The organism is Burkholderia territorii (assembly GCF_001718335.1).
Classification (GTDB): Bacteria; Pseudomonadota; Gammaproteobacteria; order Burkholderiales; family Burkholderiaceae; genus Burkholderia; species Burkholderia territorii.
Map to the genome: position 1 here is coordinate 884,215 of NZ_CP013366.1, position 25,454 is coordinate 909,668.

26 protein-coding genes are annotated in these 25,454 nt (G+C 65.0%); 8 read left to right on the forward strand and 18 right to left on the reverse strand.

The window, feature by feature from the left end; translation table 11 throughout:
* Positions 1-79 precede the first annotated feature (79 nt).
* On the reverse strand, positions 80-1,528 hold the full coding sequence (locus tag WS51_RS14705) for a mannose-1-phosphate guanylyltransferase/mannose-6-phosphate isomerase (protein WP_059807484.1): 1,449 nt from the start codon (positions 1,526-1,528) through the stop codon (positions 80-82).
* A 565-nt stretch (positions 1,529-2,093) separates the two neighbouring features.
* Between WS51_RS14705 and WS51_RS14710 the strand changes: the two genes are divergently transcribed.
* Genes WS51_RS14710 through WS51_RS14725 form a run of 4 tightly spaced genes read left to right on the forward strand, consistent with a single transcriptional unit; the run spans position 2,094 to position 7,210 of the window.
* Positions 2,094-3,278, forward strand: coding sequence for a glycosyltransferase family 4 protein (locus WS51_RS14710; RefSeq protein WP_069229380.1), 1,185 nt, complete (start codon positions 2,094-2,096; stop codon positions 3,276-3,278).
* Between the two features lie 51 nt (positions 3,279-3,329).
* The gene (locus WS51_RS31010) at positions 3,330-4,292 is read left to right on the forward strand and encodes an NAD-dependent epimerase/dehydratase family protein (protein ID WP_081333572.1); all 963 of its coding nucleotides are present in this window, start codon (positions 3,330-3,332) and stop codon (positions 4,290-4,292) included.
* A 4-nt stretch (positions 4,293-4,296) separates the two neighbouring features.
* On the forward strand, positions 4,297-5,307 hold the full coding sequence (locus WS51_RS14720; RefSeq protein WP_069229381.1) for an MraY family glycosyltransferase: 1,011 nt from the start codon (positions 4,297-4,299) through the stop codon (positions 5,305-5,307).
* A 19-nt stretch (positions 5,308-5,326) separates the two neighbouring features.
* A complete protein-coding gene (locus WS51_RS14725) occupies positions 5,327-7,210 on the forward strand; it encodes a polysaccharide biosynthesis protein (RefSeq protein WP_059807471.1) in 1,884 nt (627 codons plus the stop codon).
* Between the two features lie 76 nt (positions 7,211-7,286).
* On the opposite strand, the gene WS51_RS14730 is transcribed toward WS51_RS14725, so the two are convergent.
* From WS51_RS14730 to WS51_RS14750, 5 genes are read right to left on the reverse strand one after another with little or no spacing between them, the layout of a single operon-like run.
* Positions 7,287-8,393, reverse strand: a complete 1,107-nt coding sequence (locus tag WS51_RS14730) for an MraY family glycosyltransferase (protein ID WP_059807469.1) — start codon at positions 8,391-8,393, stop codon at positions 7,287-7,289.
* 27 nt (positions 8,394-8,420) lie between these two features.
* A complete protein-coding gene (galE, locus tag WS51_RS14735; RefSeq protein WP_069229382.1) occupies positions 8,421-9,443 on the reverse strand; it encodes a UDP-glucose 4-epimerase GalE in 1,023 nt (340 codons plus the stop codon).
* Positions 9,444-9,458: 15 nt separating this feature from the next.
* The gene (locus WS51_RS14740; RefSeq protein ID WP_069229383.1) at positions 9,459-10,595 is read right to left on the reverse strand and encodes a glycosyltransferase family 4 protein; all 1,137 of its coding nucleotides are present in this window, start codon (positions 10,593-10,595) and stop codon (positions 9,459-9,461) included.
* A gap of 43 nt (positions 10,596-10,638) precedes the next feature.
* Positions 10,639-11,463: a glycosyltransferase gene (locus tag WS51_RS14745; protein ID WP_059448097.1), complete on the reverse strand. Its 825-nt coding sequence runs from the start codon at positions 11,461-11,463 to the stop codon at positions 10,639-10,641.
* Positions 11,460-12,716, reverse strand: a complete 1,257-nt coding sequence (locus WS51_RS14750; protein ID WP_059466975.1) for a lipopolysaccharide biosynthesis protein — start codon at positions 12,714-12,716, stop codon at positions 11,460-11,462. Before WS51_RS14750 ends, WS51_RS14745 begins: the two co-directional genes overlap by 4 nt.
* Before the next feature lie 241 nt (positions 12,717-12,957).
* Here WS51_RS14750 and WS51_RS14755 point away from each other — a divergent pair, with 241 nt between their 5' ends.
* The 4 genes from WS51_RS14755 to waaA all read left to right on the forward strand — a co-directional run bounded on the left by WS51_RS14755 (position 12,958) and on the right by waaA (position 17,932).
* Complete coding sequence (locus tag WS51_RS14755; RefSeq protein WP_060136526.1) at positions 12,958-14,352, forward strand: phosphomannomutase/phosphoglucomutase; 1,395 nt, start codon at positions 12,958-12,960, stop codon at positions 14,350-14,352.
* A gap of 254 nt (positions 14,353-14,606) precedes the next feature.
* Positions 14,607-15,602 carry a lipopolysaccharide heptosyltransferase I gene (waaC, locus tag WS51_RS14760; RefSeq protein ID WP_059448100.1) on the forward strand — a complete coding sequence of 332 codons (996 nt, stop codon included), beginning with the start codon at positions 14,607-14,609 and terminating at the stop codon, positions 15,600-15,602.
* Positions 15,603-15,645: 43 nt separating this feature from the next.
* Complete coding sequence (locus WS51_RS14765; RefSeq protein WP_069229384.1) at positions 15,646-16,530, forward strand: Kdo hydroxylase family protein; 885 nt, start codon at positions 15,646-15,648, stop codon at positions 16,528-16,530.
* 37 nt (positions 16,531-16,567) lie between these two features.
* On the forward strand, positions 16,568-17,932 hold the full coding sequence (gene waaA / locus WS51_RS14770) for a lipid IV(A) 3-deoxy-D-manno-octulosonic acid transferase (RefSeq protein WP_059772305.1): 1,365 nt from the start codon (positions 16,568-16,570) through the stop codon (positions 17,930-17,932).
* Between the two features lie 125 nt (positions 17,933-18,057).
* Here waaA and WS51_RS33165 read toward each other — a convergent pair whose 3' ends face one another.
* From WS51_RS33165 to WS51_RS14810, 12 genes are all read right to left on the reverse strand, one after another.
* Entirely contained in the window at positions 18,058-18,210 is a 153-nt protein-coding gene (locus WS51_RS33165) for a hypothetical protein (RefSeq protein ID WP_414144173.1), read from the reverse strand.
* A 125-nt stretch (positions 18,211-18,335) separates the two neighbouring features.
* Entirely contained in the window at positions 18,336-18,608 is a 273-nt protein-coding gene (locus tag WS51_RS31020; protein WP_081065473.1) for a hypothetical protein, read from the reverse strand.
* Positions 18,605-18,859, reverse strand: a complete 255-nt coding sequence (locus WS51_RS31025) for a hypothetical protein (protein WP_230938233.1) — start codon at positions 18,857-18,859, stop codon at positions 18,605-18,607. Before WS51_RS31025 ends, WS51_RS31020 begins: the two co-directional genes overlap by 4 nt.
* 10 nt (positions 18,860-18,869) lie before the next feature.
* Positions 18,870-19,388 carry a DUF2778 domain-containing protein gene (locus tag WS51_RS31030; RefSeq protein ID WP_081333573.1) on the reverse strand — a complete coding sequence of 173 codons (519 nt, stop codon included), beginning with the start codon at positions 19,386-19,388 and terminating at the stop codon, positions 18,870-18,872.
* Between the two features lie 13 nt (positions 19,389-19,401).
* The gene (locus tag WS51_RS14775; protein WP_069229385.1) at positions 19,402-19,887 is read right to left on the reverse strand and encodes an Hcp family type VI secretion system effector; all 486 of its coding nucleotides are present in this window, start codon (positions 19,885-19,887) and stop codon (positions 19,402-19,404) included.
* A gap of 140 nt (positions 19,888-20,027) precedes the next feature.
* Positions 20,028-20,675, reverse strand: coding sequence for an urease accessory protein UreG (gene ureG / locus WS51_RS14780; RefSeq protein WP_059543602.1), 648 nt, complete (start codon positions 20,673-20,675; stop codon positions 20,028-20,030).
* A 14-nt stretch (positions 20,676-20,689) separates the two neighbouring features.
* The gene (locus tag WS51_RS14785; RefSeq protein WP_069229386.1) at positions 20,690-21,370 is read right to left on the reverse strand and encodes an urease accessory protein UreF; all 681 of its coding nucleotides are present in this window, start codon (positions 21,368-21,370) and stop codon (positions 20,690-20,692) included.
* Positions 21,357-21,959: an urease accessory protein UreE gene (gene ureE, locus WS51_RS14790; RefSeq protein WP_069229387.1), complete on the reverse strand. Its 603-nt coding sequence runs from the start codon at positions 21,957-21,959 to the stop codon at positions 21,357-21,359. The genes WS51_RS14785 and ureE overlap by 14 nt, the downstream gene beginning before the upstream one ends.
* A gap of 18 nt (positions 21,960-21,977) precedes the next feature.
* A complete protein-coding gene (gene ureC / locus WS51_RS14795; protein ID WP_059448106.1) occupies positions 21,978-23,684 on the reverse strand; it encodes an urease subunit alpha in 1,707 nt (568 codons plus the stop codon).
* 28 nt (positions 23,685-23,712) lie between these two features.
* Positions 23,713-24,018 carry an urease subunit beta gene (locus WS51_RS14800; RefSeq protein ID WP_069229388.1) on the reverse strand — a complete coding sequence of 102 codons (306 nt, stop codon included), beginning with the start codon at positions 24,016-24,018 and terminating at the stop codon, positions 23,713-23,715.
* Between the two features lie 13 nt (positions 24,019-24,031).
* Positions 24,032-24,334 (reverse strand): urease subunit gamma, encoded by a 303-nt coding sequence (gene ureA / locus WS51_RS14805; RefSeq protein WP_006048588.1) that lies wholly within the window; start codon positions 24,332-24,334, stop codon positions 24,032-24,034.
* A gap of 236 nt (positions 24,335-24,570) precedes the next feature.
* Entirely contained in the window at positions 24,571-25,446 is an 876-nt protein-coding gene (locus WS51_RS14810) for an urease accessory protein UreD (protein WP_069229987.1), read from the reverse strand.
* Positions 25,447-25,454 lie beyond the last annotated feature (8 nt).

Genomic DNA, 25,454 nt, shown 5'->3' on the forward strand with positions numbered 1-25,454 from the left:
ATCGCGTCAGGTCACCACAGGAGCGCAAACGACAGGGGGCGACTTCATATCGCCCCCTTGAGCATTGCACCATTTGGTGTCAGGTTGCAGGCGCCCGTCCGTAGACGTCCTCGAAGCGGACGATATCGTCTTCTCCGAGATATTCGCCGCACTGCACTTCGATGAGTACGAGATCGACGACCCCCGGGTTAATCAGACGATGCTTGTGCCCGGCCGGAATGTATGTCGACTCGTTAGGTTGCAGCGAAATAACGCGTTCACCATTGACGACGTCTGCACATCCGCGCACAACGATCCAGTGCTCGCTGCGATGGTGATGCATCTGCAACGACAGCGACGCGCCGGGTTTGACGACGATGCGCTTCATCTTGAAGCGGTCGCCCTCTTCGAGCACTGTATACGTGCCCCACGGTCGATGAACCGTCCGATGAATCCGATAGGCGTCGTGGTTGGACTGCTTCAGTTGGGAAACAATCTGTTTGACGTCTTGTGCGCGGTCGCGCCGGGCGATCAGCAGTGCGTCCGGCGTGTCCACGACCACTAGATCCTCGACGCCCACGGCGCCGATCAAGCGGTCTTCGGAGCGGAAATAGCAGTTCGACGTGTCGTGCAGAAGGGCGGCACCGTCGATCCGGTTTCCTCGATCGTCTGGTTGGCTCAGGTCGCTGATAGCAAGCCAGGATCCAATGTCGCTCCACCCGATGTCGCACGGCACGACCGCTGCCTTGTTCGTGCGCTCCATCACGGCGTAGTCGATAGAGATGTCCTTTGCTGTCTCGAACGCGGTGCGCGTGAGTTCCACGACGTAATCCTCGTCGGTCGACGCCCAGCTTCCGTCGGGAATGGCCTCCCGGACCGGCTCGGCAACGTCGGGCGCCAGCGTTTCCATTTCGTCGAGCATCGTCTGGGCAGCGAAACAGAAAATGCCCGCGTTCCACGCGTGCTGACCGTCGCTTGCCAGCCTTGCGGCCACTTCGGCGTTTGGTTTTTCGACGAAGCTGACGATGTCGCGCGCGCTGGTGTCTTCATGTGCGCCGCGTTCGTATTGGATATAGCCGAAGCCTGTTTCAGCGCGGGTCGGCTTGACGCCGAACGCCACGACCTTGCCGGTGCCTGCTGCGTCCGATGCCTGTTGGACCGCCGCATTGAAGGCTGCGAGATCGTTGATCAGATGGTCCGCCGGCATCACGAGCATGATCGCCTCCGGACCATGGCGCTCACGCACGACCAACGCTGCTGCCTCGATCGCCGCCGCCGTGTTGCGCGACACCGGTTCGAGTACGAACCCCATCTTGACGGCTTCGTGGCGAACTTCAGCGCATTCGTCCTTGGTCAGGAAGTATGTATCGCGATTCGTGACGAAGACGATTTCCTCGACCCCAGGGATGCCGCACGCGCGAAGGTAGGTCTTTTGCAGGAGTGATTGACCGTCCGCCAGCTTGAGCAGAGGTTTTGGAAACGCTTCACGCGAGACCGGCCAAAGACGGGTGCCCGCGCCACCGCAGATAATGATGGGAACTATGCTCATGTGAACTTAAGCGGCAGAAATCTATGGTGCAATGAGCGATTCTAGCCGAGATTCTTGTGCTCCCCGCTCCATCCAGGACAATAGGTTACAAATTTTGTTGCCCGCCAACAGCGGCGAGCCTGGTCCGGCCCCCCCAGTGAGCCACACCGAATCGCCTTGTCGGCTTCGGCGTCAGCGTTTGACCAGGACGTGCACCCTCGCGATCATTGACTCCATTTGACGAACAATCGCGCCGTTTCAAGCCTGAACCGGCACGGTGCGTAAGCCCAGGTGTCACCGCGCGATGACTCGGGCCCGGCGTGGCGCGGGAGGTAAGGGTGGTGAGGCGCGTAGGCCGATCGTCGGGCGCGCGTTTCAGGACAGTCGAATGGTAAGCTATCGCCCCCCGTCCGTGGCTCGGGTACCTTGATATGGCATCCGTATTGCAGATGCTCTGGTTCCCTCGCGGCAGAATCCATTGTGGGCTGCGGTGCGACGAGGATCTCGCGATCGAGGAGCGCGGCCGGTAGTCCAAGTGCCGCCCCAGACAGAACCCAAACAGTCTTACCAATCGTTAGTGGACCGCATGAAGCTCGTTTTTGATCTCAATTCGCTGCGGCCTCCGAGAAGCGGTGTCGGCTACTACACCCAGCATTTGCTGGAAGGACTGCGAACGCAACGGGACGTCGAAGCTCTGGCAGGATGGATCGGCGCGAAGGTATACGAGGGCGGTCGTCTCGACGAATTGGTGTGCGACCACGCCGCGCTAAGAAAGGCGGCTCGGATCACTCGCGGGCCGCTGGCATCAGCGATTCGTGCGGGACGGAATGTCCCTGGCGCCTATGAAATGCGCACATTGCTCAGAGGATTGGCTTCGGCGCGGCCGCGTGATGACTTCGCCGCGCGTGGCTACATCTACCACGAGACGAATTTCATCGCGTCCCGGTATCGCGGACCGACCGTAGTGACGATTCACGATCTATCGCATTGCCGGTATCCGGAATTTCATCCCAAAGTCGCCATTAAATACTTGGACGACGGAATCCCCCGGACTCTGGAGCAGGCGCAGGCCGTGATTGCAGTGAGCCACTACACGAAGCAGGCGATTCACGAGATATACGGTCTGCCGGACGACAAGGTGACCGCGATCCATCTTGGTGTGGAGTCCTGTTTTAAGCCTCGGGGCGAGGATGAATGCGGGCCAGCGCTATCACGTTTTGGATTGCGCTACCGGGGCTTCGTCCTGTCGGTGTGCACGCTTCAGCCGCGGAAAAACCTTCACCGTCTTGTTGAGGCGTTCTCGCGCCTGCCGGTTGCGTTCCGTCAAGCGTTCCCTCTTGTGTTGATTGGTGCCGACGGTTGGATGAATTCTGCGTTGATGCGCGAAATTGAGCCACTGGCAAAGGCGGGTCAATTGGTCGCGCCCGGCTATGTGTCGCGTAGCGATCTCGTGCAGTTGTTTGCATCGGCGGCGATATTTGCTTACCCATCGCTTTACGAAGGATTCGGGCTACCGGTCGCGGAAGCGATGGCGAGCGGTGTGCCAGTGCTGACGTCGAACGTCACTTCGTTGCCCGAGGTTGCCGGCGGAGCGGCATGGGAAGTCGATCCATATGCTGTCGACGCCATTGCGGACGGTCTCGAGCGCATGTTGGACGGCGAGTCTCTGCGTAGCGAGCTGGTCGCCAAGGGGTTGTGCCGGGCGGCCGAATTTACGTGGTCCGCAACGGTCGAGAAAACTTGCGCCGTATACCGCTCGGTGTCGGCGTGAAACTGCAATGGTGCGACATCCGGTCGTGCCGTTCGTTGGAAGGTATGCAAGATGCGAATTGCGATTAGCGGTGCAAACGGATTCGTGGGTCGCGCCGTCAGCTCACGCGCACACTCACAAGGCAATCATGTGATCGGAATCGTACGTCGGCCCGGAGTGTGCGAACCGTACGTTCACGAATGTGTGATTGACGACGACAACTTTGCCAGTGTCGCGAATGGTTCCCGCCAACTCGACCCTTGCGACGTCGTTATTCATTTGGCCGCTCGCGTTCATGTAATGCGCGATCGAGCGGCCGATCCGCTTGCTGCCTTCAGAGCGGTAAACGTCGACGGTTCCCTGAACATCGCAAGAGCAGCGTTGCGAGCTGGCGCTCGCCGCTTGGTGTTGGTAAGCAGTATCAAGGCCCTTGGAGAGGGCGAACCGGGACGGCCATGGCGCGAGAACGACGAGCCTATGCCGACAGATCCGTATGGCATATCAAAACTCGAGTCCGAACTGGAGGTCCGCAAATTCGGGAAAGCGCAAGGTCTCGAAGTCGTCGTTGTGCGACCGCCACTGGTCTACGGCAGAGGCGTCGGTGCGAATTTTCTGGGGCTGATGAAAGCGATCGACAAGGGAATTCCACTTCCGCTCGCAAGCGTCACCGCTCGTCGCAGCCTCGTTTATATCGAAAATCTGGCCGATAGTCTGCTGCGGTGCGCAAGCGATCCACGCGCTGCCGGCGAATGCTTTCACGTCGCTGACGACGACGCCCTTTCGATCGTCGAGCTATTGCGCTCGCTAGGCCATGGACTCGACCGGCCAGCGAAGCTGTTTCCGGTGCCGGTCGCGGTGTTGCAGGCACTTGGCAAGCTGGCAGGTCGAGCGGCTGTGGTCGACCGCCTCACATCTAATTTGCGGCTCGATACCACCCACGTGAGACGGACATTGAATTGGCAGCCTCCGTATACGGCCCAGCAGGGACTCGAAGCGACCGCCGCGTGGTATCGTTCCCGCAGTATCCAAAAATAAACACATGCTTCTTCCAACTTCCTCCTGGATCACTGCGGTTTTGGTGGCCTTGGCGACCACATTTGCTTCGACGGCCATCCTGCGTCTGCTGCTCGTGACCGGCCTCGCGTGGCATCTCGCCACCGACATTCCGAACGACCGTTCGCTTCATACTTTGCCGACGCCTCGCGTCGGCGGCTGGGGCATCGTCCCGGTGTGCGTCATTGCGCTGCTGGTGCTGGCGCCGCAGCTGTGGCTGATCGCTGCCGCGGCAGCCGGTCTCGCCGCGATGTCCCAGGTCGACGATCGGCGTGGGCTGCCGGCTCGCGTGCGGTTCTCCGCGCATCTCGCGGCGGTCGTGGCGCTGATCGCCGTCTATCCGGCCGATGCACCCGTGTGGCTGCTGGCCGGCGTGGGCTTCATCATGGTCTGGCTGACGAACCTGTACAACTTCATGGATGGCGCGGATGGCCTCGCTGGCGGCATGGCGCTGTTCGGCTTCGGGGCATACGCGATCGCGGCGCTGGGCGGCGCGACACCGTCGCCCGATCTCGCCGTTGCGGGCGCCGCGGTTGCCGGCGCGGCGCTCGGCTTCCTGCTGCTCAACTTCCACCCGGCCAAGCTGTTCCTCGGCGACGCCGGATCGATTCCGCTTGGCTTTCTAGCCGGTGCGCTGGGCTACTGGGGGTGGCGTACGGGCGTCTGGCCTATCTGGTTCCCGGCTTTGGTGTTCGCGCCCTTTATCGCCGATGCGTCTGTAACACTTTTGAGACGTCTGTTACGTGGCGAAAAGTTCTGGGAAGCACACCGGGAGCATTATTATCAAAGGATGGTTCGAGCGGGCCTAGGTCACCGCCGGACCGCTCTTTATTGGTACCTCATCATGCTCGCAGGCATAATCGTCGCCTTGTGGGCAAAGGGCCGCCCGGAACCGCAGCAGTGGCTGTCGTTCTTCGCCTGGTACGGCGTCCTGGCATGCATCGGACTGGCCACTGACAGGCGCTGGCGCCGGTTTCAGTCGGCCGCTGAAAAATAACTCTTGAGGTTTCCTGCCGATGTTGCGATCCAAAGCATCATGGCTTTCGCTGAGCGCTTTCCTGTTCGACCTGACGGCGGTCAGCGCCGCGTGGTTGTTCGCTTATCTCGTCCGGTTCAACGGGAGTGTTCCGCCTGATTTCATGGGCGGCGCGCTCATGGCGCTAGTCTGGGTGCTGCCGGTCTACGCGTTGATGTTCCACGTGTTCGGCCTCTACCGCGGTCTGTGGGTATTTGCGAGCCTTCCGGACCTGGTTCGGATCTCCAAGGCGGTGATCGGCGGCGGCGTGATCGTGATGATCGGAGCCGTGATGTTCCAGCCGGCGCCAATCATTCCGCGCTCGGTGCTGCTCGTTTCGCCACTGATGCTGTTCCTTGCGATGGGCGGCGCCCGCGCGCTGTACCGCGCGACGAAGGAATTTTACCTGTATGGCGGACTGGTCGGGCAGGGCAAGCCGGTGCTCGTGCTAGGTGCCGGCACGGCGGGCGCGAGTCTCGCGCGCGAACTGTCGCGTTCGGGAGAATGGCGTCTGGTCGGCTTGCTCGACGACGACGTCACCAAACAAGGCCGCGAAATCTACGGCTACAAGGTGCTCGGCTCGTTCAACGATCTGAAGCACTGGACCGATGCGATGAAGGTCGAATACGCGATCATCGCAATTCCATCGGCATCCGTCGAAACGCAGCGCCGTGTCGCGACACTGTGCGTGCGCGCCGGCGTCAAGGCAATGGTGTTGCCGTCGCTGACTGCATTGATGCCAGGGCAGGGATTCCTGTCGCAGGTTCGGAACATCGACCTGGAGGACCTGCTCGGCCGCGATGCGGTGACGATCGACACGCCACACGTCGAGGCGCTACTGCGCGGCCGCGTCGTGATGGTGACCGGCGCGGGAGGCTCGATCGGTTCCGAGCTGTGTCGGCAGATTCTCCGGTTCAAGCCGGCGCAACTGGTGGCTTTCGATCTCTCCGAGTACGCGATGTACCGGCTCGCCGAGGAGTTGCGCGAGCGATTTCCGGACCAGCCTGTCGTGCCGATCATCGGCGACGCGAAGGATTCGCTGCTGCTCGACCAGGTGATGTCGCGCTATGCACCGCATATTGTTTTCCACGCGGCCGCGTACAAGCACGTGCCGCTGATGGAGGAGCACAACGCGTGGCAGGCACTGCGCAACAACGTGCTGGGCACCTACCGCGTCGCACGCTCGGCGATCCGCCACAACGTACGCCATTTCGTGCTGATCTCGACAGACAAGGCAGTCAATCCGACCAACGTGATGGGTGCCAGCAAGCGGCTCGCCGAGATGGCGTGCCAGGCGTTGCAGCAGACGAGCGAGCGCACGCAGTTCGAGACCGTGCGTTTCGGTAACGTGCTCGGCAGCGCGGGCAGCGTGATCCCGAAGTTCCAGCAGCAGATCGCGAAAGGTGGCCCGGTGACGGTCACGCATCCCGAGATCACGCGGTTCTTCATGACGATTCCGGAAGCATCGCAACTTGTGCTGCAGGCGTCGAGCATGGGCCGCGGCGGCGAGATCTTCATTCTCGATATGGGCGAGCCCGTCAAGATCGTCGACCTCGCGCGCGACCTGATTCGCCTGTACGGTTTCTCGGAAGGGCAGATCCGGATCGACTTTACGGGGCTGCGGCCCGGCGAGAAGCTCTACGAGGAACTGCTCGCGGATGACGAGACAACCACCCGCACGCCTCATCCGAAGCTGCGGATCGCGCGTGCGCGGGAAGTGCCGGATCATCTTCTCGACGAACTCTTGCCTTGGCTGATGCAGCATCGCGTGCTGAGTGACGACGAGGTGCGACGCGATTTGAGGCGTTGGGTGCCGGAATATCAGACGACCGTCGCGCCGATGCTGCAGAGCGTGCCGGCGGTGCGTGCAGTGTCGAATGAATGACGGCGGTTCCGGTCAAGTGGAATAAAAAAGCGCCCGAGGGCGCTTTTTTATTGTCCGGCGCCGGCGTGGCGGCGCTTCAGTGGCTGCGCCGTTGCTTGCGCACCACCATCCACCGCGGCGCCCTGAACCTGACGATGCTGATGTAAAGCCACACATAGGTCAGCGCGAACAGCACGACGAACACGAACAAATGCACCGTGTGCCGCCAGAACAGCGTCGCCGGAATCACCGCGACGAGGCACAGCAGCCACAGATACGGCGAAGTGAGCGAATTCCGCCGCGTGAGGTCATGCGCGTGCTTCGTTCCGACCGCCCATCGCATCAGCCGCTTGTACACGAGCATGTGCAGGTGCACGCCGTCCGGAATCCCCGGCGACATCCCGCGAATGAACTTCTTCCGGTAGATCGAGAAGCAGGTCTCGAAGATCGGATACATAAAGAGCAGCACCGGATACCACGCCGACACTTCGTGATTGCGCATCACCAGCATGATCGCGAGCTCGGCGAGCATGAACCCGATGAAATACGCGCCGCCGTCGCCGAGGAAGATCAGGCCGGCCGGAAAATTCCACAGGAAGAAGCCGAGCACGGCGCCCATCATGATGATCGACGCGGACATCACGACCGCGTCGTTGACGTGGAATGCGACGTAGGCAAGCGACGCGAACATCATGAAGCTGACCATCGACGCCAGGCCGTTGAAGCCGTCGATGATGTTGATCGCATTGGCCAGCGCCGCGACCGCGAGCACCGTGATGAACGCCGAGATGGCCACATACCCGAGCAGGAAATCGAGCGGCGGCACGCTGATCCGCTTGACCGCGATGCCCAGCAGCCAGAACGCCAGCGCGGCGGCGCCCATCGTGCATAGCAGCCGTGCGCGCGGCGACACGCGCTTGGTCAGGTCCTCGACGAGCCCGGACAGGAATGCCGGCATCCCGCACGCGACGATGCCGAGAATGCTGCCGGCGACCGTCGGATAGCGCCGCGACACGAGCAGCGCGGCAATGACGACGCCGGCGAGGATCCCGATGCCCCCGACGCGCGGCACCGGCCGCACGTGGAATTTCTGCACGCCCGCCAGATCGCTGTCGATCGAGAATTTCTCGTGCAGATGCGCATAGCGCACGATGAACAACGTGACGAGCAGGGAGACGATGAAGCCGGACGCGAAGCTGAGCATGGGATCGCTCGAAAAATGGACAGCGGATTATACAAAACCGCGGGGGTTCCCCTCCTGCCATTTCCAGTGGTCCGCGCACATCTCGTCGATTCCGAGCGTCGCGCGCCAGCCGATGATGTCGGCGGCAGCCTGCGGATTCGCGTAGCACTCGGCGATGTCGCCCGGGCGGCGCGCGACGAGTTCGTACGGCACCGGGCGGCCCGAAGCCTTCTCGAACGCGCGCACGACCTCGAGCACGCTGTAGCCCTGGCCCGTGCCGAGGTTCACGACGAAGCTCGCATCGCGCTTCGCGAGCGCGTCGAGCGCGGCGATGTGCCCCTTCGCGAGATCGACGACGTGGATGTAGTCGCGCACGCCGGTGCCGTCCGGCGTCGGGTAGTCGGAGCCGAACACGCGCAGCTTCTCGAGCTTGCCGACCGCGACCTGCGCGACGTACGGCATCAGGTTGTTCGGGATGCCGGCCGGATCCTCGCCGATCAGCCCGCTCGAATGCGCGCCGACCGGGTTGAAGTAGCGCAGCGTCGCGATGCGCCACGACGGGTCCGATACCTCGAGATCGCGCAGGATCTGCTCGGCGATCAGCTTCGACTGGCCGTACGGGTTGGTCGCGGACAACGGGAACGATTCGTCGATCGGCGAGCGCTCCGGCACGCCGTACACGGTCGCCGACGAGCTGAACACGAACTGCCGCAGGTTGCGCTCGCGCATTACTTTCAATACGGTCAGCAGGCCGCCAAGGTTGTTCCGGTAGTACTCGAGCGGTTTCTCGACCGATTCGCCAACGGCCTTGAGTGCCGCAAAGTGGATCGTAGCGGTGATCGGGTGCGCGTCGAACACCTCGGCGAGTGCGGCCTCGTCGCAAACGTCGACCTGATGGAATGCCGGAGTCTTGCCGGTGATGCGTTCAATCCGGCGCACGGACTCGACTTTACTGTTGACCAGGTTGTCGACGATCACGACGTCATAGCCGTTCTCGAGCAGTTCGACTGTCGTGTGCGAGCCGATGTAGCCCGCACCGCCGGTGACGAGGATGGTGCCTTTAGCGCTCATTGCTCATGTGCTCCTTCAAAATGTGATGCCGGTGAACGTATGGATGGTACGCCTGTAACGTTCGACGACCTGCTGCTCGTCGAATTCAGCGGCCACCTTGCCGCGGCCGCGCGCACCCATCGCATCGCGCCCGGCGCTCCCGAGTTCGATCATGCGGATCAGCTGCTCGGCGAGGCTCGCGCTGTCGCGCACGCGGCACAGGAAGCCGGTTTCGCCGTCGGCCACGACGTCGCGGCAGCCCGGCACGTCGGTCGCGACGATCGGGCGGCCCATCGCGGACGCCTCCATTAGCGTACGCGGCACGCCCTCGCGGTACGACGGCAGCACGACGCAGTCGGCCGCCGCGATGTGCGGGCGCACGTCGTGCGCCTCGCCGAGATACTCGACGACGCCTTCGCCGACCCACGCGTCGACGTCCGCGCGACCGATCGCGCTCGGATTGTCGACGCCGAGCGGCCCGAGCAGCTGGAAGCGCGCGTCCGGGTAGCGGGCCCGCACGACGCGCGCGGCCTCGACGTATTCGCGCACGCCCTTGTCCCACAGCAGCCGGCCGATCAGGATGAACACCGGGCCGCGCCCGGCGGGCAGCGGCACCGGCGCGAACTGTTCGAGATCGACGCCTTCGCCGTGCAGCAGCCGCGCGCGGTCGGGATGCGCGAGCAACCGCTCGTCGGTGAAGGTCGCGAGATCGTCGCGGTTCAGGAACCAGACTTCACGCGGAAAGCGGAACGCGAACCGGTACAGGCGCTTCGCGACACTGGCCGCGCGGCTTTTCTGGATGAACACGTAGCCGAGGCCCGTGGTCACCGCGATCGACGGCACGCGCGCGAGCCACGCCGCGATCGACCCGTAGATGTTCGGCTTGATCGTGTAATGGAACACGAGATCGGGCTTGAGCGCGCGGTAATGGCGTACCAGCGCGGCAAGCGTGCCGAGATCCTCGCGTGGGCTCGTGCCCTTCGACGCCACGGCGAGCGCGACGTAGCGGCAGCCCATCTGCTCGAGCAGCGGCACCGTGCGGTCGTGCGGCGCGATCACGACGACCTCGGCGCCGCGCGCGACGAGTGCGCGGATCAGCCCGTGGCGGTACGTGTAGATCGCCCAGGCCGTGTTGCAGACGAGCGCGATGCGCAGCGAGGAAGTAGCGGACATGAAAAAAAAGAAAAAATAAAGCGTCGAAAATGCCGGATGCGCGCTACGCGGACCGGCGCGCCGCGAACAGCGTCCGCTTGATCCGCTGCAGCGTGCGGTACGGCGTGACGAAATGCAGCAGGTTCTTGGCGAGGCCGGCCCAGTCGTACGGGTTCAGAACGTTGAAGTGCCGCAGCAGCAGCGATAGCGTCGATATCAGCTGGCGGCGGCGCTTGGTCGCGCTGATCCCGCCCTCGTTGAGCTCGTAGTAGAGGCCGAGCTCGGGCAGGTTCGCGCAATCGTAGCGTTGCATTAACCGTAAAAAAAGATCGAGATCCTCGGCCGCGCGGTACTTCGCCCGATAGTTGCCGACTTCGCGCACCGCGTCGATGCGCAACATGACCGACGGATGCACGAGCGGCGAGCGCAGGAAGCGCATGCGGCGCAGTGTGCGTGGATCGGCGGGCGGCGTCAGCATGAAGCGCGGCTCCCCGGCGCGCGACACGACCTGGGTCCACATGCCGACGCAGGCCACGCGCGGGTGGGCGTCGAGATACGCGCGCTGCTTCGCGAGGCGCTGCGGCGCGGCGAGGTCGCCGGCGTCGATGCGCGCCGCATAGCGGAAACCGCGCGCCGCGAGCGCGTCGATGCCGGCCTCGAGCGCGCGCTCGATGCCGCCGTTGCGCGGCATGCGCAGCACCTCGATCGCGAGGCCGGGCAGGTCGGGCGCCACGATCGGCGGCGTGCTGCCGTCGTCGACGATCAGCACGTGCACCGGCGCGTCCTCTCGAAACGATGCGAGGGTACGGACGACGTCGTCGTGGCCGTTGTAGGCCGGCATCAGCACGGCCACGTCGTCGAGCGGGGGCGGGCAATCGGGAGACGTCATGGGCGCAGCTTGAAACGAATGTAATAAAAATTGACGGCGGCGGCGGCAACGTAGCCGGCCGCCAGCCCGACGAGCGCGCCGTACAGGCCGAGCCGGGGGATGGCGAACACGTTGACGAGCGCGGCGATCGCGAGCGCGAGCACCCATTTCGCCAGCAACACGAATTTTGCTTGATATTTGAGAACGATAAGATTGCCTATCGCCTCGATGCCGGCCGGCACGGACAGCCAGACGGCCCAGCGGAAGATGTCGACCGACGCCTCGTAGCCGCGGCCGAACACCTTGCCGACGATGAGCGGCGCGGCCGCGTCCAGCACCAGTGCGCCGGCCGTCATCAGGCCGGCGGTCATCGCGATCAGCCGCACGATGTTGCGCCGCAACCGCGCGACGTCCTGCACGCGGTACACGAACGCGGGCGCGATGGTCTGCGCGAGCATCAGCGCGAGCGTGATCCAGTTCTCGTTGAGCTGCTGGGCCGCCGAATAGCGGCCGAGGTCGGCGAACGACACGTGGCGCTCGAGCATCAGGCGGTCGAGCTTCAGGAACAGATACATGCAGATCAGGCCGAGCCAGAACACGGTGCCGGCGGTGGCAAAGTGCCCGAACAGCGGTTTGTCGAACGTCCAGCCGAGCGTGCCGCCGTTACGATGGCGGTAGTAGAGCAGCAGCACGAAACCGATCGCGGCGGCTTCCAGCGCCCACAGCCATGCGAAGCGGGCGGGGCCGGCGGCCGCGCGCACCAGCAGCCAGACGGCGAGCGCCTTGGCCAGCGCGGTGAGCATGCTGGTCACGAGCTGCGGCTTGCTGTAGGTCATGCTCTGCAGCCACGCGTTGATCACGCCGACGAACGGCTCGCGGAACACCATCGTGACCGCGAGGCCCGCGAGCATCGCGCCGACGAGCGGATCGAACGCGCCGGCGCCGATCGCGACCCAGGTCGCGACGAGCGCGGCGGCGGACACGCCGATGCGCAGCGCGAATGCGCTGCCGAGCACCGCGCCGAGTTGCGCGGGCGGGCGCTGGACGATGGTCGGAACCAGGATTTCGGCACCGCACACCCAGGTGAGCGGTGCCAGTACGAGGAGAAGCGTATTCGCATACTGCCATTTGCCGAACACGTCCGGCCCGAAATAACGGGCCAGAAGACCGCTGATCGCGATCGCGACGCCGATCTGCGTGAGCCGTTCGAGCCCCAGCCAGACGAGGTTCGCGACGGCTTTCGCGACGTCCGGGTTGCCGAATCGCTTCAGCATGCGGGGCAGCCGCATGCGCGCGAGGCGGCCGGCAGGGCGCCCGCAGGCGGCAGGGTGGCGGCGGCGGAACGGCTAGGCATTAAAATGGACGGAATCCGCGTCATCAAAACCCGCGATTATAAGTGGGATCGGGGCCGCGCCAGCCGTCCCGTTCCTTGCAACGCCGGGCCGGCATGTATGATGCCGGGCACGCGCGAAGGCGGCCAGATTATTTTCCATGCACGCAACCGAGAGAGAATCGATGATCTCCCAATCCATCTTCAAGGCATATGACATTCGCGGTGTGGTCGGCAAGACGCTCGACGCCGACACGGCGCGCGGGATCGGCCGGGCATTCGGCAGCGAAGTGCGCGCTCAGGGTGGCGACGCGGTCGTCGTCGCGCGCGACGGCCGCCTGTCGGGTCCCGAGCTCGTCGGCGCACTCGCCGAGGGCCTGCGTGCGGCGGGCGTCGACGTCGTCGACGTCGGCATGGTGCCCACGCCGGTCGGCTATTTCGCGGCGAGCGTGCCGCTTGCGCTGAAGGGCGGCGAGCGCCGCGTCGATTCGTGCATCGTCGTCACCGGCAGCCACAACCCGCCCGACTACAACGGCTTCAAGATGGTGCTGCGCGGCGCGGCGATCTACGGCGAGCAGATCCAGGCGCTGTACCGCCGCATCGTCGACGAGCGCTTCGAGACGGGCAGCGGCTCGTACGAGGCATTCGACGTCGCCGACCAGTACATCGAGCGCATCGTCGGCGACGTGAAGCTCGCGCGTCCGCTGAAGCTCGTCGTCGATGCCGGCAACGGCGTCGCGGGCCCGCTCGCGACGCGTCTGTTCAAGGCGCTCGGCTGCGAACTCGTCGAGCGCTTCACCGACATCGACGGCACGTTCCCGAACCACCACCCCGATCCCGCGCACCCGGAAAACCTGCAGGACGTGATCCAGGCGCTCAAGGACACCGACGCCGAGCTCGGCTTCGCATTCGACGGCGACGGCGACCGCCTGGGCGTCGTCACGAAGGACGGCCAGATCATCTACCCGGATCGCCAGCTGATGCTGTTCGCGGAGGAAGTGCTGTCGCGCAACCCGGGCGCGCAGATCATCTACGACGTGAAGTGCACGCGCCATCTCGCGCAGTGGGTGAAGGCGAAGGGCGGCCAGCCGCTGATGTGGAAGACGGGCCATTCGCTCGTGAAGGCGAAGCTGCGCGAGACGGGCGCACCGCTCGCGGGCGAGATGAGCGGCCACGTGTTCTTCAAGGATCGCTGGTACGGTTTCGACGACGGTCTCTACACGGGCGCGCGCCTGCTCGAGATCCTCGCGAAGACGGCCGATCCGAGCGCGCTGCTGAACGCGCTGCCGGACGCGATGAGCACGCCCGAACTGCAGCTCTGGCTCGACGAAGGCGAGAACTTCCGCCTGATCGAGAAGCTGCAGAAGGAAGCGAAATTCGAAGGTGCGGACCAGGTCGTGACGATCGACGGCCTGCGCGTCGAATACCCGGACGGCTTCGGCCTCGCGCGTTCGTCGAACACGACGCCGGTCGTCGTGATGCGGTTCGAATCCGAGACCGAGGAAGGGCTCAAGCGCATCCAGGACGACTTCCGCCGTGTGCTGACGGCCGCGAAGCCGGACGTCAAGCTGCCGTTCTGAGCGCCGCGAACCCGGCGCTTCGCGCCAGGCCCCCGACGGAGGCGGGAACACTCGGGACGGCCCGGCGTTTGCTCGAGAACCCGGCGGCCTGCGGGCCGCCGCCGGCGCGGCGATGATCGAAGGATCGTCGCGCCATCCCCGAAAAGCGGTGCACGCCGACGGCGTGCGGCCGCTTTTTGCCTGTGTGCTCTCCCGGGCGCGATAAAATCGCGTCTTTATGCCTGTCGCCGGCCGTCCGCCGGCGTTTTCTCAGCGTGCAAAAGATCCTGATCGTGCGCGTGTCGTCGCTGGGCGACGTCGTGCACAACATGCCGGTGATCGCCGATATCCGGCGTCGCCATCCCGACGCGCAGATCGACTGGCTCGTCGAGGAGAGCTTCGTCGACCTCGTGCGGCTCGTCGACGGCGTGCGCGACGTGCTGCCGTTCTCGCTGCGCCGCTGGCGCAAGAAGCCGTTCTCGGGTGCGACGTGGCGCGAGATCCGCGCGTTCCGCAAGCGCCTCGCGGCCGAGCAGTACGACCTCGTGATCGACTGCCAGGGGCTCATCAAGACGGCCTGGGTCGCGAGCTGGGCGCGCGGCCCGCTCGCGGGCCTCGGCAACCGCACCGACGGCGCGGGCTACGAATGGCCGGTGCGCTTCTTCTATCGCAAGCGCGTGCCGATCGAGCCGCGCACGCACGTGGTCGAGCGTTCGCGCCAGCTGGTCGCGGCCGCGCTGGGCGACCCGGCGCCGACGCCGGCCGATCCGGTCGACTTCGGCCTCGATACGCGCGCGGCGGCGCTCGCGGTCGCGGCGCTCGGCCTGAACCTGCCGGTGCCGTACGTCGTCTTCGTGCATGCGACGTCGCGCGCCGACAAGCAGTGGCCGGACGCCGCCTGGATCGAGCTCGGCCAGGCGCTCGTGCGGCGCGGTGCGTCGCTCGTGCTGCCGTGGGGCAACGATGCGGAGCGCGCGACCAGCGAGCGGCTCGCGAAGGAATTCGGCGCGGCGGCGATCGTGCCGCCGAAACTGTCGCTGCCCGCCGTCGTCGGTCTGATCGACGGCGCGGCCGCGACGGTCGGGGTTGATACAGGTCTGGTTCACATCGCGGCCGCGCTGAAGCGTCCGACGGTCGAACTGTACAATTTCGCGACGGCCTGGCGTACCGGCGGCTACTGGTCGCCGAACGTCGTCAATCTCGGCACGGCGGGGCAACCGCCGTCGATCTCGCAGGTGAAGGCGGCGCTCGCGGGCTTCGGTCTGCTGTGACGCCCGTCACGCCTGCCCTGCCAGTCACGCACGCGAACCGATCATGAGCGAATCCCAGATCATCGAAGTCCCGTCCGCCGACTGGAGCGGACACAACCTGTCGACGCCGCGCGAGCAACTGCTCGCCGCGGTCGAGGAAGGCAAGGTGCTGTATTTCCCGAACCTGCGCTTCGCGATCGAAGGCGGCGAGGAAGCGCTGCTCGATCCGGCGCTCGCCGATCCGAAACGCAAGAACATCAGCCTCGCGCCGAATGGCGGCGCGCTCGCCGGCGTGCTCGGCGACAGCGTCACGCAGTCGGCCGTGCGCGCACTGGTCGCGCGTTTCCAGCAGCAGGCCGGCACGCTCGTCGACGGCCTCTTTCCCGAATACCGCGGCAAGCTGCGCGTCGCGCCGACGAGCCTGCGGCTGATGCAGGTCGAAACGCGCCAGACTTCATGGCGCAAGGACGACAGCCGGCTGCACGTCGATGCGTTCCCGTCGCGGCCGAACTACGGCGAGCGGATCCTGCGCGTGTTCACGAACGTGAACCCGGCCGGGCAGCCGCGCGTGTGGCGCGTGGGCGAACCGTTCGAGGACGTCGCGAAGCGTTTCCTGCCGAAGATCCGGCCGCAGTTCCCCGGCTCTGCATGGCTGCTGAACCTGCTGCACGTGACGAAGTCGCCGCGCAGCGCGTACGACCATCTGATGCTGAACCTGCACGACGGGATGAAGGCCGACCTCGACTACCAGAAGACGTGCCCACAGCAAACGATGCCGTTTCCGCCGGGCAGCGTGTGGATATGTTTCTCGGATCAGACTTCGCACGCTGTGATGTCCGGCCAGTTCATGCTCGAGCAGACCTTCTTCCTGTCCGTCGACGCGATGGTGCGCCGCGACTGCGCGCCGCTCGGCATTCTCGAGCGCCTGACCGGCAGGACGCTGGTTTGAGCGCGCGCCTGTTTCCACGCAAGCCGGGGGCCGGCTCATGCTGAGGGCGATCTATCGCGCGCTGTGGTGGCTGGTCGCGCCGATCGCCGTGATCCGGCTGTTCGTGCGTTCGCGCAAGGAACGCGGCTATCGCGAGCACATCGGCGAGCGCTTTGGTCACGTCGCGGGCCGTTCGCCGGACGATCGCGCGCCGCTGATCTGGGTGCATGCGGTATCGGTGGGCGAGACGCGTGCCGCGCAGCCGCTGATCGACGCGTTGATGCGCGCGCGCCCCGACGCGCGGATCCTGCTTACCCACATGACGCCGAGCGGCCGCGCGACCGGCGAGCAGATCTTCGGCGATCGCGTGCTGCGCTGCTATCTGCCGTACGACATGCCGGGCGCGGTGCGGCGCTTCCTGCACGCATGGCGGCCAACGCTTGGGCTCGTGATGGAAACCGAAGTGTGGCCGACGCTGATCGACGAATGCCGTCGCGCGGACGTGCCGCTCGTGCTGACCAACGCGCGGATGTCCGCGCGTTCGCATCGGCGCGCCGCGAAATTCGGCGCGGCGACGCGCGACGTGTTCGGCGGATTCTCGCGCGTGCTCGCGCAGAGCCCGGCCGACGCAGAGCGTCTGACGTCGCTTGGCGCGCGCAACGTGACGGTGCTCGGCAACCTGAAGTTCGACATGACGACGCCGCCGGAGCTGGCCGCGCGCGGCCATGCGTGGCGTGACGCGATCGGCGCGCGGCCCGTGTGGGTCGCGGCAAGCACGCGCGAGAACGAAGAGGCGCTGGTGCTGCAGGCGTTCGCCGCGATGAAGACGCCCGGCGCGCTGCTGATTCTCGTGCCGCGTCATCCGCAGCGTTTCGCGGAAGTCGAGGCGCTGGTCGCGCGCAACGGCTTCAAGTGCGTGCGCCGTTCGGTGTGGGGGGCCGATGCGGCCGCGCTTGCGGCGGGGCGCGCGGCCGCCGCCGAACCGCTGGCGGACGACGTGACGGTGCTGCTCGGCGACTCGATGGGCGAGCTCGGCGCGTATTACGCGGCGAGCGACGTCGCGTTCATCGGCGGCAGTTTGCTGCCGCTCGGCGGACAGAACCTGATCGAAGCCTGCGCGGTTGGCGTGCCGGTGCTGATCGGCCCGCACGTGTTCAACTTCACGCAGGCGACCGCCGACGCGGTCGCGGCCGGCGCGGCGACGCAGGTCGCGGATCCGCTCGATCTCGCGCACGTGCTCGACGCGCTGTTCGCCGACAACGCGCGGCGTATCGCGATGGGCGCGGCCGGTGCGGCGTTCGCGGCGCGCCATCGCGGTGCGACCGCGCGCTCGGTGGATGTGCTCGCGGCGCTGCTGCCGCCGGTGGAGCGGGGCGGGCGTGCGATGCAGGACGGGCGGGACGCTCAGGGCGACGACGTGTAGCGATTTGCATTCGAGCGCGTTGCGCTCGAATGCGCTGCAACGGGTTGAAGGTCGACGGCTGTGTCCCACGAACCTCGAGACGAGTAAGGGCGCGGCGTTGGTTCTGGTGCGGTCATCCTTGGTCGCTATTTTTCAACATGCATTTTTCGGTGGTGCCGCCACAGCCGCGTGATCGCTATATGAGCGAGCATGGCCACGATCACTTCGATAGTTGCCCACACCACAAAATACAAATCTTCGGGATCGCGAATGCCCAGTGCCTGCGATGTATCAGCCATGCGCGCATCTGGCTTTCTGTCCATTCATAGGGATATGGGCGAACATACCGAAGTGACAGGGGCAAACAGGCCAAAAAACAGCGCGACCTTTAATAGCCTGCGGACAGGAGGGGGCATTCTCGGCTCTATTTCTTAACTTGTTTTTTGCCGCGATAGTATCGCCCCAACCTCATGATCGCCATATACGCAAATGTTGCCACGATAATGTTGGTCAGCAGAACGAGCGGAATATATAAATCATCGGGATCGCGAATACCGAGTCGATTTGCAACGCGTAGCCAGGCGAGTGCCTGACTTTCTGGCATCGGTACAGGATATGTGTGGACGAACGGTACGGAGAGGCAGAACAGACCGACGAACAGTGCGACCTTAAATATTCTACGGACGAGAGTGGTCATTCTCGGGCATTATTTCTCAACGCGGCGTTTTTGCTACGATTATGCTTCCATAGCTTCGTGATTGTCATATATGCAAGCGTTGCTACAAGCAGATCAAGAGTTAGCATCACCAGGATATAGGCATCATCTGCTTCGTGCAGACCAAGGTTTTGCGCGATGCTCAACCATCTAAGTGCTACGCTTTCCGGCATCGCTCCATTTCGACCAATACAGCGCACGGATAGAAGAAACAAGCCGATAAACAGCGTCATTTTGAAAAATCTACGGGCAAGTGTTGCCATACGCGACGACCTCAATTGTTCCGTATGCATCAAGCCCTGAATTGCCAGCTGCAATTTTGTCTGTGGTCAAAAGTGCTGTTCGGATTCTCAGAAAATCCGTACGGCTCGGCAGAGTAATGCAGCCTAGCGAAATCCCATCGCCGCCCGTCGGATGCAGCCGAAACTGACCGCGCTGGAGACCGTTGATCCAAGTAAAATCGTCGATTAAGCCGTCGCTCCGATATAGTGCAAACCATTCGGAATGGTAAGACGGTCTGCCCTTTAAGGCGTTATATGCGTCCTTGATCGAGGTCCAAGCTCGAGACCCGACACCGCCTGTAGGACGATCGACGATCCAGTATTTACCGGCAGGAATCGGGCCGTTGTCGGGTACCGCCGTACAGCCCCCCCGATTCCGATAGATGCCGTTGCCAGAAAACGCATCGAACGTACCCAGACCATCGATTGTAAGGGGCGACAAAAAGTCGTTATTCACCAGAAATCTACCGGTATAAGCCATTGACCACCTCCGCTTATCCGATGTCATTCCATGAATCCGTGTATTTGACATTGCCGTCGAGATAATGCCAGGTGATGCGCTCATACATCATCGAGACAGCTTCCAGATGATTGAGCGCGGACACCTGCGACAGTCGGGTATTCGCCATGCCGGGGTTGATGCCGCAGACTTTGACGCCTTCGAGCAGCATCACGAAATACGCTTCTTCCCTTCCTGCATCGTTGATGCGATACCACTTGATTTCGGCCGATTTCAGCGTCTGCCCTGTCGCCACGGCCTTGTAGAGATACGGTGTCGCCGCGTCGAATTCCTTTTCGAACGCAACCGGTGAATGTGTACGCTTGCCGGTGATCTTGCCGTTGGCGCCATCGACCGGCAGATTCACACCGTGGCCGAAACTGATGATTTCAATGCTGCCTTCACGGTCCTGGACGGTTGACGAGCCTCTGATCTCTGCGCCGCCATCATCCTTGAGCCACATATGCGCGGGAATCGGCATTTCGAAATCCTTACAGGTGAATGTAAGGGACCGATCCTAGCCCAGGGGCAACCGAATGCACAATGTCGCCAAGGGACCTTTCGGCAGCGCACGCGCCTCTGCGCCCGCAATGGCCTTGCAGTGCCTGCCCGGACAGTTATTCAAACCGTCAACAATCCCTTCTTCTCGATGAACGCGATCACGTCCGCGACGCCTTCAAGCGCCTTCAGGTTCGTCATCACGTAAGGCCGCTCGCCGCGCATCTTCTTCGTGTCGGACGCCATCACGTCGAGGTTCGCGCCGACGAGCGGCGCGAGGTCCGTCTTGTTGATCACGAGCAGGTCGGACTTCGTGATGCCGGGGCCGCCCTTGCGCGGAATCTTCTCGCCGCCCGCGACGTCGATCACGTAGATCGTCAGGTCCGACAGCTCGGGGCTGAACGTCGCCGCGAGATTGTCGCCGCCCGATTCGATGAACACGATGTCAGCGTCGGGGAAGCGCGACAGCATCCGGTCGACGGCCTCGAGGTTGATCGACGCATCCTCCCGGATCGCCGTGTGCGGGCAGCCGCCCGTCTCGACGCCCATGATGCGTTCCTCGGGCAGTGCGCCCGCGACCGTCAGCAGGCGCTGGTCTTCCTTCGTATAGATGTCGTTGGTGATCGCGACGAGGTCGTACTTGTCGCGCATCGCCTTGCACAGCATTTCGAGCAGCGTGGTCTTGCCGGAGCCGACCGGGCCGCCGATGCCGACACGCAGCGGCGGCAGTTTCTTCGTGCGGCGGGTGGGGGAGAGAGCAGGTGCATTCATGGCGTGGATCTTGTTCAGGAGCGGAACAACCGCGAATACTGGGATTCGTGCCGCGCCGACAGGATGCCGAGCTGCGGCGCGAACGTGTTGATGGCGTCGGGCGGCGTGGCGAGCGCGCGGCGCACGGCGGCGTCGATCGCGCCGCGCAGCGCGACGATGATGCGCTGGCCGGCGAGCTGGCCGAGCGGCACCGCTTTCAGCGCGGCGGACGTCTGGTTCTCGACCCAGCCGAATGCGTAGGCGGCGAGCGTCGCGTCGGCGCCCGCGTCTTGCGCGGCCGCCGCATAGGCGAACGCCGTCGGCAGCGCGATCGGCGACAGCGACGCGAGCGTCGCGCGGCGCTCGGCATCGCCCCATTCGAGCGACGCGCAAAGTTGCGCGAGCGACCAGCCCATCTGTTCGGTTTCGCGACGCAGTTCCGACGATTCGCGGCTCGCGACGAACCACGCGTTCTCGCGCACGAGCGCATCGGCGTCGTGCGCGTGCCAGCGCGCGAGCTGGTGCGCGAGGAACGGCAGCTCGCCGTGCGCGAGCACGTCGGTCAGTCCGCTCGCGATCCAGTCGCGCGCGGTGTTGGCGTCGCGGACCAGGTTCGCGTCGAGCGCGGCTTCGAGTCCCTGCGAATAGCTGAACGCGCCGATCGGCAGCGCCGGCGACGCGAGATGCAGCAGCGCGACGAGTTCAGTGGTGGTCATGCCCGTGGTGGCCGTGCGAGCAGCCCGGACCATGCTGATGATCGTGATCGTGCGAGTGCGAGTGCGAGTGGCCGTGATGTTCGCCGAATACCTGCTGCGCGAGCGCGTAATCCTCCGCGAACGTCGCGTCGTGCCCGTGCTTGTGACCACCGCCGTATGCACCGGCTTCCGGCTGGAACGGTGCGCTGGTTTCTTCGACTTGCGTGCCGAGCCGGCGCAGCATGTCCGCAAGCACTGGATCGGCTTCGAGCTTCAGATAGCCGTCGCCGATCTCGACCGGCGTGTGACGGTTGCCGAGGTGATACGCGGCGCGCATCAGCGTGAGCGCATCGGCGGCACGCACGAGCAGCACGGTCTCGTGCGCCGCGGCGACGCGCACGAGTGCGCCGTCGTCGGCGACGAGCACGTCGCCGTCGCGCAGCACGGTGCCGCGCGGCAGCAGGACCGCGACGTCCTCGCCGGTGTCGAGCGTCGCCGCGAGGCGGCTCTTGCAGCGGGCGTCATACGCGAGCGTGAGCGCCGGCGCGCGCGCGACGAGCGACGCGGCGAGCTTCACGTTCGGGGCAATGCGTTTGTCGAGGGTGCGCATGGAACGAAAAACCGGAAATCAGAACAGGAAATAGCGCTGCGCCATCGGCAGCACCGTGGCCGGCTCGCAGGTGAGCAACTGGCCGTCGGCGATCACGTCGTAGGTCTCGGGATCGACGCTGATCGATGGACGCCATGCGTTGTGGATCATGTCGGCCTTCGTCACGTTGCGGCAGTTGCGCACCGGCACGACGCGCTTCGCGAGGCCGTAGCGTTCGGCGATGCCCGCATCGGCCGCCATCTGCGACACGAAGGTCAGCGACGTGCGGGCGAGCGCGCCGCCGCGCGTGGCGAACATCTCGCGGTAGTGGACGGGCTGCGGCGTCGGGATCGAGGCGTTCGGATCGCCCATCTGTGCGATGGCGATCATCCCGCCCTTCAGGATCATCGACGGCTTGATCCCGAAGAACGCGGGCTCCCACAGCACGAGGTCGGCCCACTTGCCCGGTTCGATCGAACCGACTTCGTGTGCGATGCCATGCGTGATCGCCGGGTTGATCGTGTACTTCGCGACGTAGCGTTTCGCGCGGAAGTTGTCGTTGCGCGTGCCGTCTTCCGGCAGTGCGCCGCGCTGCACCTTCATCTTGTGCGCGGTCTGCCAGGTGCGGATGATCACTTCGCCGACGCGGCCCATCGCCTGCGAGTCGGACGACAGCATCGACAGCGCGCCGAGATCGTGCAGGATGTCCTCGGCCGCGATGGTCTCGCGGCGGATCCGCGATTCGGCGAACGCGAGATCCTCGGCGATCGACGGATCGAGGTGGTGGCACACCATCAGCATGTCGAGGTGTTCGTCGAGCGTGTTGATCGTGTACGGGCGTGTCGGGTTGGTCGACGACGGCAACACGTTCGCCTCGCCGCACACCTTCAGGATGTCGGGTGCGTGGCCGCCGCCCGCGCCTTCGGTGTGGTACGTGTGGATCGTGCGGCCCTTGAACGCGGCAACCGTCGATTCGACGAAACCGCCTTCGTTCAGCGTGTCGGTGTGGATCGCCACCTGCGTGTCGGTGTCGTCGGCGACCGACAGGCAGTTGTCGATCGCGGCGGGCGTCGTGCCCCAGTCTTCATGCAGCTTCAGGCCGATCGCGCCGGCCGCGATCTGCTCGACGAGCGGCTGCGGCAGGCTCGCGTTGCCCTTGCCGAGGAAGCCGAGATTGATCGGCCAGCCGTCGGCGGCCTGCAGCATCCGCTCCATGTGCCACGGGCCCGGCGTGCAGGTCGTCGCGTTGGTGCCGGTGGCCGGCCCGGTGCCGCCGCCGAGCATCGTCGTGACGCCCGACGCGAGCGCCTCGTCGATCTGCTGCGGGCTGATGAAGTGGATGTGCGTGTCGATGCCGCCGGCCGTCACGATCAGCCCTTCGCCGGCGATCACTTCGGTCGCCGCACCGATCGCGATCGTCACGCCCGGCTGGATGTCGGGATTGCCGGCCTTGCCGATCGCGGCGATGCGGCCATGCTTGATCGCGATGTCGGCCTTCACGATGCCCCAGTGATCGAGGATCACGGCGTTCGTGATGATCGTGTCGGGCACGTCGGCGGCGACCCGCTGCGACTGGCCCATCCCGTCGCGGATCACCTTCCCGCCGCCGAATTTCACTTCCTCGCCGTAGGTCGTGAAGTCGCGTTCGATCTCGATCAGCAGTTCGGTATCGGCGAGCCGCACGCGGTCGCCCGTCGTCGGCCCGAACATTTCCGCGTATGCGCGGCGGCTCAAGCGTAATGTCATGTGCTGTTCCTGAAGAGCGGGGCGCCGCTTACAGCGGCCCCATCACCTTGCCCTGAAAACCGTAGACGGCGCGCTCGCCGGCCAGCTCGACGAGCTCGACGGTGCGCGTCTGGCCCGGCTCGAAGCGCACGGCCGTGCCGGCCGCGATGTTGAGCCGGAAGCCGCGCGCCACCGCTCGGTCGAACGACAGCGCGTCGTTGACTTCGAAGAAGTGGTAATGCGAGCCGACTTGCACCGGGCGGTCGCCGGTGTTCGCGACGACGAGCGAGGCCGTCGCGCGGCCCGCGTTCAGTTCGTGCTCGCCGTCGTCGGTGAGGATTTCGCCGGGGATCATGCGTGCTACCTCGTCACGGAATCGGGTGGTGGACGGTGACGAGCTTGGTGCCGTCCGGGAAGGTCGCCTCGACCTGGATGTCGGGGATCATCTCCGGCACACCTTCCATCACGTCGTCGCGCGTGAGCAGCGTCGTGCCGTAGTGCATCACCTCGGCGACGGTCTTGCCGTCGCGCGCGGCTTCCATCAGCGCGGCGGTGATGAACGCGACCGCTTCGGGATAGTTGAGCTTCAGCCCGCGCGCGCGGCGGCGTTCGGCCAACAGCGCCGCCGTGAAGATCAGCAGCTTGTCCTTTTCTCGGGGAGTCAGTTTCATGAAGGCAGTCGTTCAGGAAAACGTAATTTTTATCGGTGCGCGCGGTTTTCGGCCGAGGCGCGGGTCATCGTAGCACCGCGCCGTTTCTTGTGCGTCGTGTAGCCGTTATGTAAGCAGCAAGGTGCGTGCCATGCCGGAGGAACGGGCATCGATGCGCGATCGTGGTGCGCGATGCATGGATCATGGGCAACGCGGGCGGCGCCGCCGCGCCGAAACGGTGCGTGCGCGCCGCGCGCTCAGGTCTGCCAGAGGCGCAGCGGCCGCGCGTCGACGCCGTGCACGAGCGGACGCAGGTAAAGCCAGCAGTCGGTGAAGTGACGCTGCAGCGTTTCCATCGACGTCGATACCGCGCGCACCAGCACGACGCCCGGCGTCACGCAGGTCGCGCCCGCGCGCAGTGTGTCGTCGAACGGCATCCGCGCGGCGAGGGCCTCCGCGAGCGCGGCATCGCACGCGGCACCGGCCGCCCACAGCGTGCCGTACACGGGAAAGCCGGCGAGGCCCTGCAGCGCGTCGCGCAGCGGATCGTGCGCGTCGAGCAGCGCGCGCTCGGTCCATAGCGGCCGTCCGTCGGCATCGACCAATGCCGAACCCGATGCAATGCGCCCCGCCGACCACGTTTCGCCGGCCGCCTGACGGCCGAGCTGCGTCGTATCCCAGCCAATCGCGCTCGCGCCGTCGCCGAGCCTTACCGTGAAGTCGAGCGAGGCGTGCGCCGCGTCGAAGAACAGGTTGTTCTGCGGCAGCCAGTCGAGCTTTGCGTGCTCGCCGACCGTGATGCCGATGCGCTGCGTCGCGTCGAGGCCGTTCGACTTGTACCACTTGGTCGCGCCGGGCGTCGTCAGCACCGCGTGCGTGCCGCCGCCGAGCGTAATGTCGATGTCGAGGCGGTCGCCGCCCGCGACGCCGCCCGGCGGGTGAACGATGACGGCGTGGCAGATCGCGTCGCCTTCCGGATACAGCGGCCGCTGCACGCGCAGCGGGCCGTCGTGCAGCCGGTGGACGAGCGTCGTGCGCGCGCCGTGCCGTTCGAAGCCGAGTTCGAGACGGCCGCGCCACGACTTGGCGACGGCGGGGCGGGACAGCGGAGCGTGGGAATCGAGGGCAGACATCGACGGGA

What these genes read in the sequence shown, in the direction of transcription:
- WS51_RS33165 (WP_414144173.1), bottom strand. Translation starts at nt 18,210, where the DNA reads ATGGCTGATACATCGCAGGCACTGGGCATTCGCGATCCCGAAGATTTG.
- WS51_RS14785 (WP_069229386.1), bottom strand. Translation starts at nt 21,370, where the DNA reads ATGACCACCACTGAACTCGTCGCGCTGCTGCATCTCGCGTCGCCGGCG.
- ureG (WP_059543602.1), bottom strand. Translation starts at nt 20,675, where the DNA reads ATGAATGCACCTGCTCTCTCCCCCACCCGCCGCACGAAGAAACTGCCG.
- WS51_RS14745 (WP_059448097.1), bottom strand. Translation starts at nt 11,463, where the DNA reads ATGACGTCTCCCGATTGCCCGCCCCCGCTCGACGACGTGGCCGTGCTG.
- WS51_RS14775 (WP_069229385.1), bottom strand. Translation starts at nt 19,887, where the DNA reads ATGCCGATTCCCGCGCATATGTGGCTCAAGGATGATGGCGGCGCAGAG.
- WS51_RS14740 (WP_069229383.1), bottom strand. Translation starts at nt 10,595, where the DNA reads ATGTCCGCTACTTCCTCGCTGCGCATCGCGCTCGTCTGCAACACGGCC.
- WS51_RS14725 (WP_059807471.1), top strand. Translation starts at nt 5,327, where the DNA reads ATGTTGCGATCCAAAGCATCATGGCTTTCGCTGAGCGCTTTCCTGTTC.
- WS51_RS14705 (WP_059807484.1), bottom strand. Translation starts at nt 1,528, where the DNA reads ATGAGCATAGTTCCCATCATTATCTGCGGTGGCGCGGGCACCCGTCTT.
- galE (WP_069229382.1), bottom strand. Translation starts at nt 9,443, where the DNA reads ATGAGCGCTAAAGGCACCATCCTCGTCACCGGCGGTGCGGGCTACATC.
- WS51_RS31010 (WP_081333572.1), top strand. Translation starts at nt 3,330, where the DNA reads ATGCGAATTGCGATTAGCGGTGCAAACGGATTCGTGGGTCGCGCCGTC.
- WS51_RS14710 (WP_069229380.1), top strand. Translation starts at nt 2,094, where the DNA reads ATGAAGCTCGTTTTTGATCTCAATTCGCTGCGGCCTCCGAGAAGCGGT.
- WS51_RS14800 (WP_069229388.1), bottom strand. Translation starts at nt 24,018, where the DNA reads ATGATCCCCGGCGAAATCCTCACCGACGACGGCGAGCACGAACTGAAC.
- WS51_RS31025 (WP_230938233.1), bottom strand. Translation starts at nt 18,859, where the DNA reads ATGACGCTGTTTATCGGCTTGTTTCTTCTATCCGTGCGCTGTATTGGT.
- WS51_RS31030 (WP_081333573.1), bottom strand. Translation starts at nt 19,388, where the DNA reads ATGGCTTATACCGGTAGATTTCTGGTGAATAACGACTTTTTGTCGCCC.
- waaA (WP_059772305.1), top strand. Translation starts at nt 16,568, where the DNA reads ATGCTGAGGGCGATCTATCGCGCGCTGTGGTGGCTGGTCGCGCCGATC.
- ureA (WP_006048588.1), bottom strand. Translation starts at nt 24,334, where the DNA reads ATGAAACTGACTCCCCGAGAAAAGGACAAGCTGCTGATCTTCACGGCG.
- WS51_RS14755 (WP_060136526.1), top strand. Translation starts at nt 12,958, where the DNA reads ATGATCTCCCAATCCATCTTCAAGGCATATGACATTCGCGGTGTGGTC.
- WS51_RS14720 (WP_069229381.1), top strand. Translation starts at nt 4,297, where the DNA reads ATGCTTCTTCCAACTTCCTCCTGGATCACTGCGGTTTTGGTGGCCTTG.
- ureC (WP_059448106.1), bottom strand. Translation starts at nt 23,684, where the DNA reads ATGACATTACGCTTGAGCCGCCGCGCATACGCGGAAATGTTCGGGCCG.
- ureE (WP_069229387.1), bottom strand. Translation starts at nt 21,959, where the DNA reads ATGCGCACCCTCGACAAACGCATTGCCCCGAACGTGAAGCTCGCCGCG.
- WS51_RS14730 (WP_059807469.1), bottom strand. Translation starts at nt 8,393, where the DNA reads ATGCTCAGCTTCGCGTCCGGCTTCATCGTCTCCCTGCTCGTCACGTTG.
- WS51_RS31020 (WP_081065473.1), bottom strand. Translation starts at nt 18,608, where the DNA reads ATGACCACTCTCGTCCGTAGAATATTTAAGGTCGCACTGTTCGTCGGT.
- WS51_RS14750 (WP_059466975.1), bottom strand. Translation starts at nt 12,716, where the DNA reads ATGCTGAAGCGATTCGGCAACCCGGACGTCGCGAAAGCCGTCGCGAAC.
- WS51_RS14765 (WP_069229384.1), top strand. Translation starts at nt 15,646, where the DNA reads ATGAGCGAATCCCAGATCATCGAAGTCCCGTCCGCCGACTGGAGCGGA.
- WS51_RS14810 (WP_069229987.1), bottom strand. Translation starts at nt 25,446, where the DNA reads ATGTCTGCCCTCGATTCCCACGCTCCGCTGTCCCGCCCCGCCGTCGCC.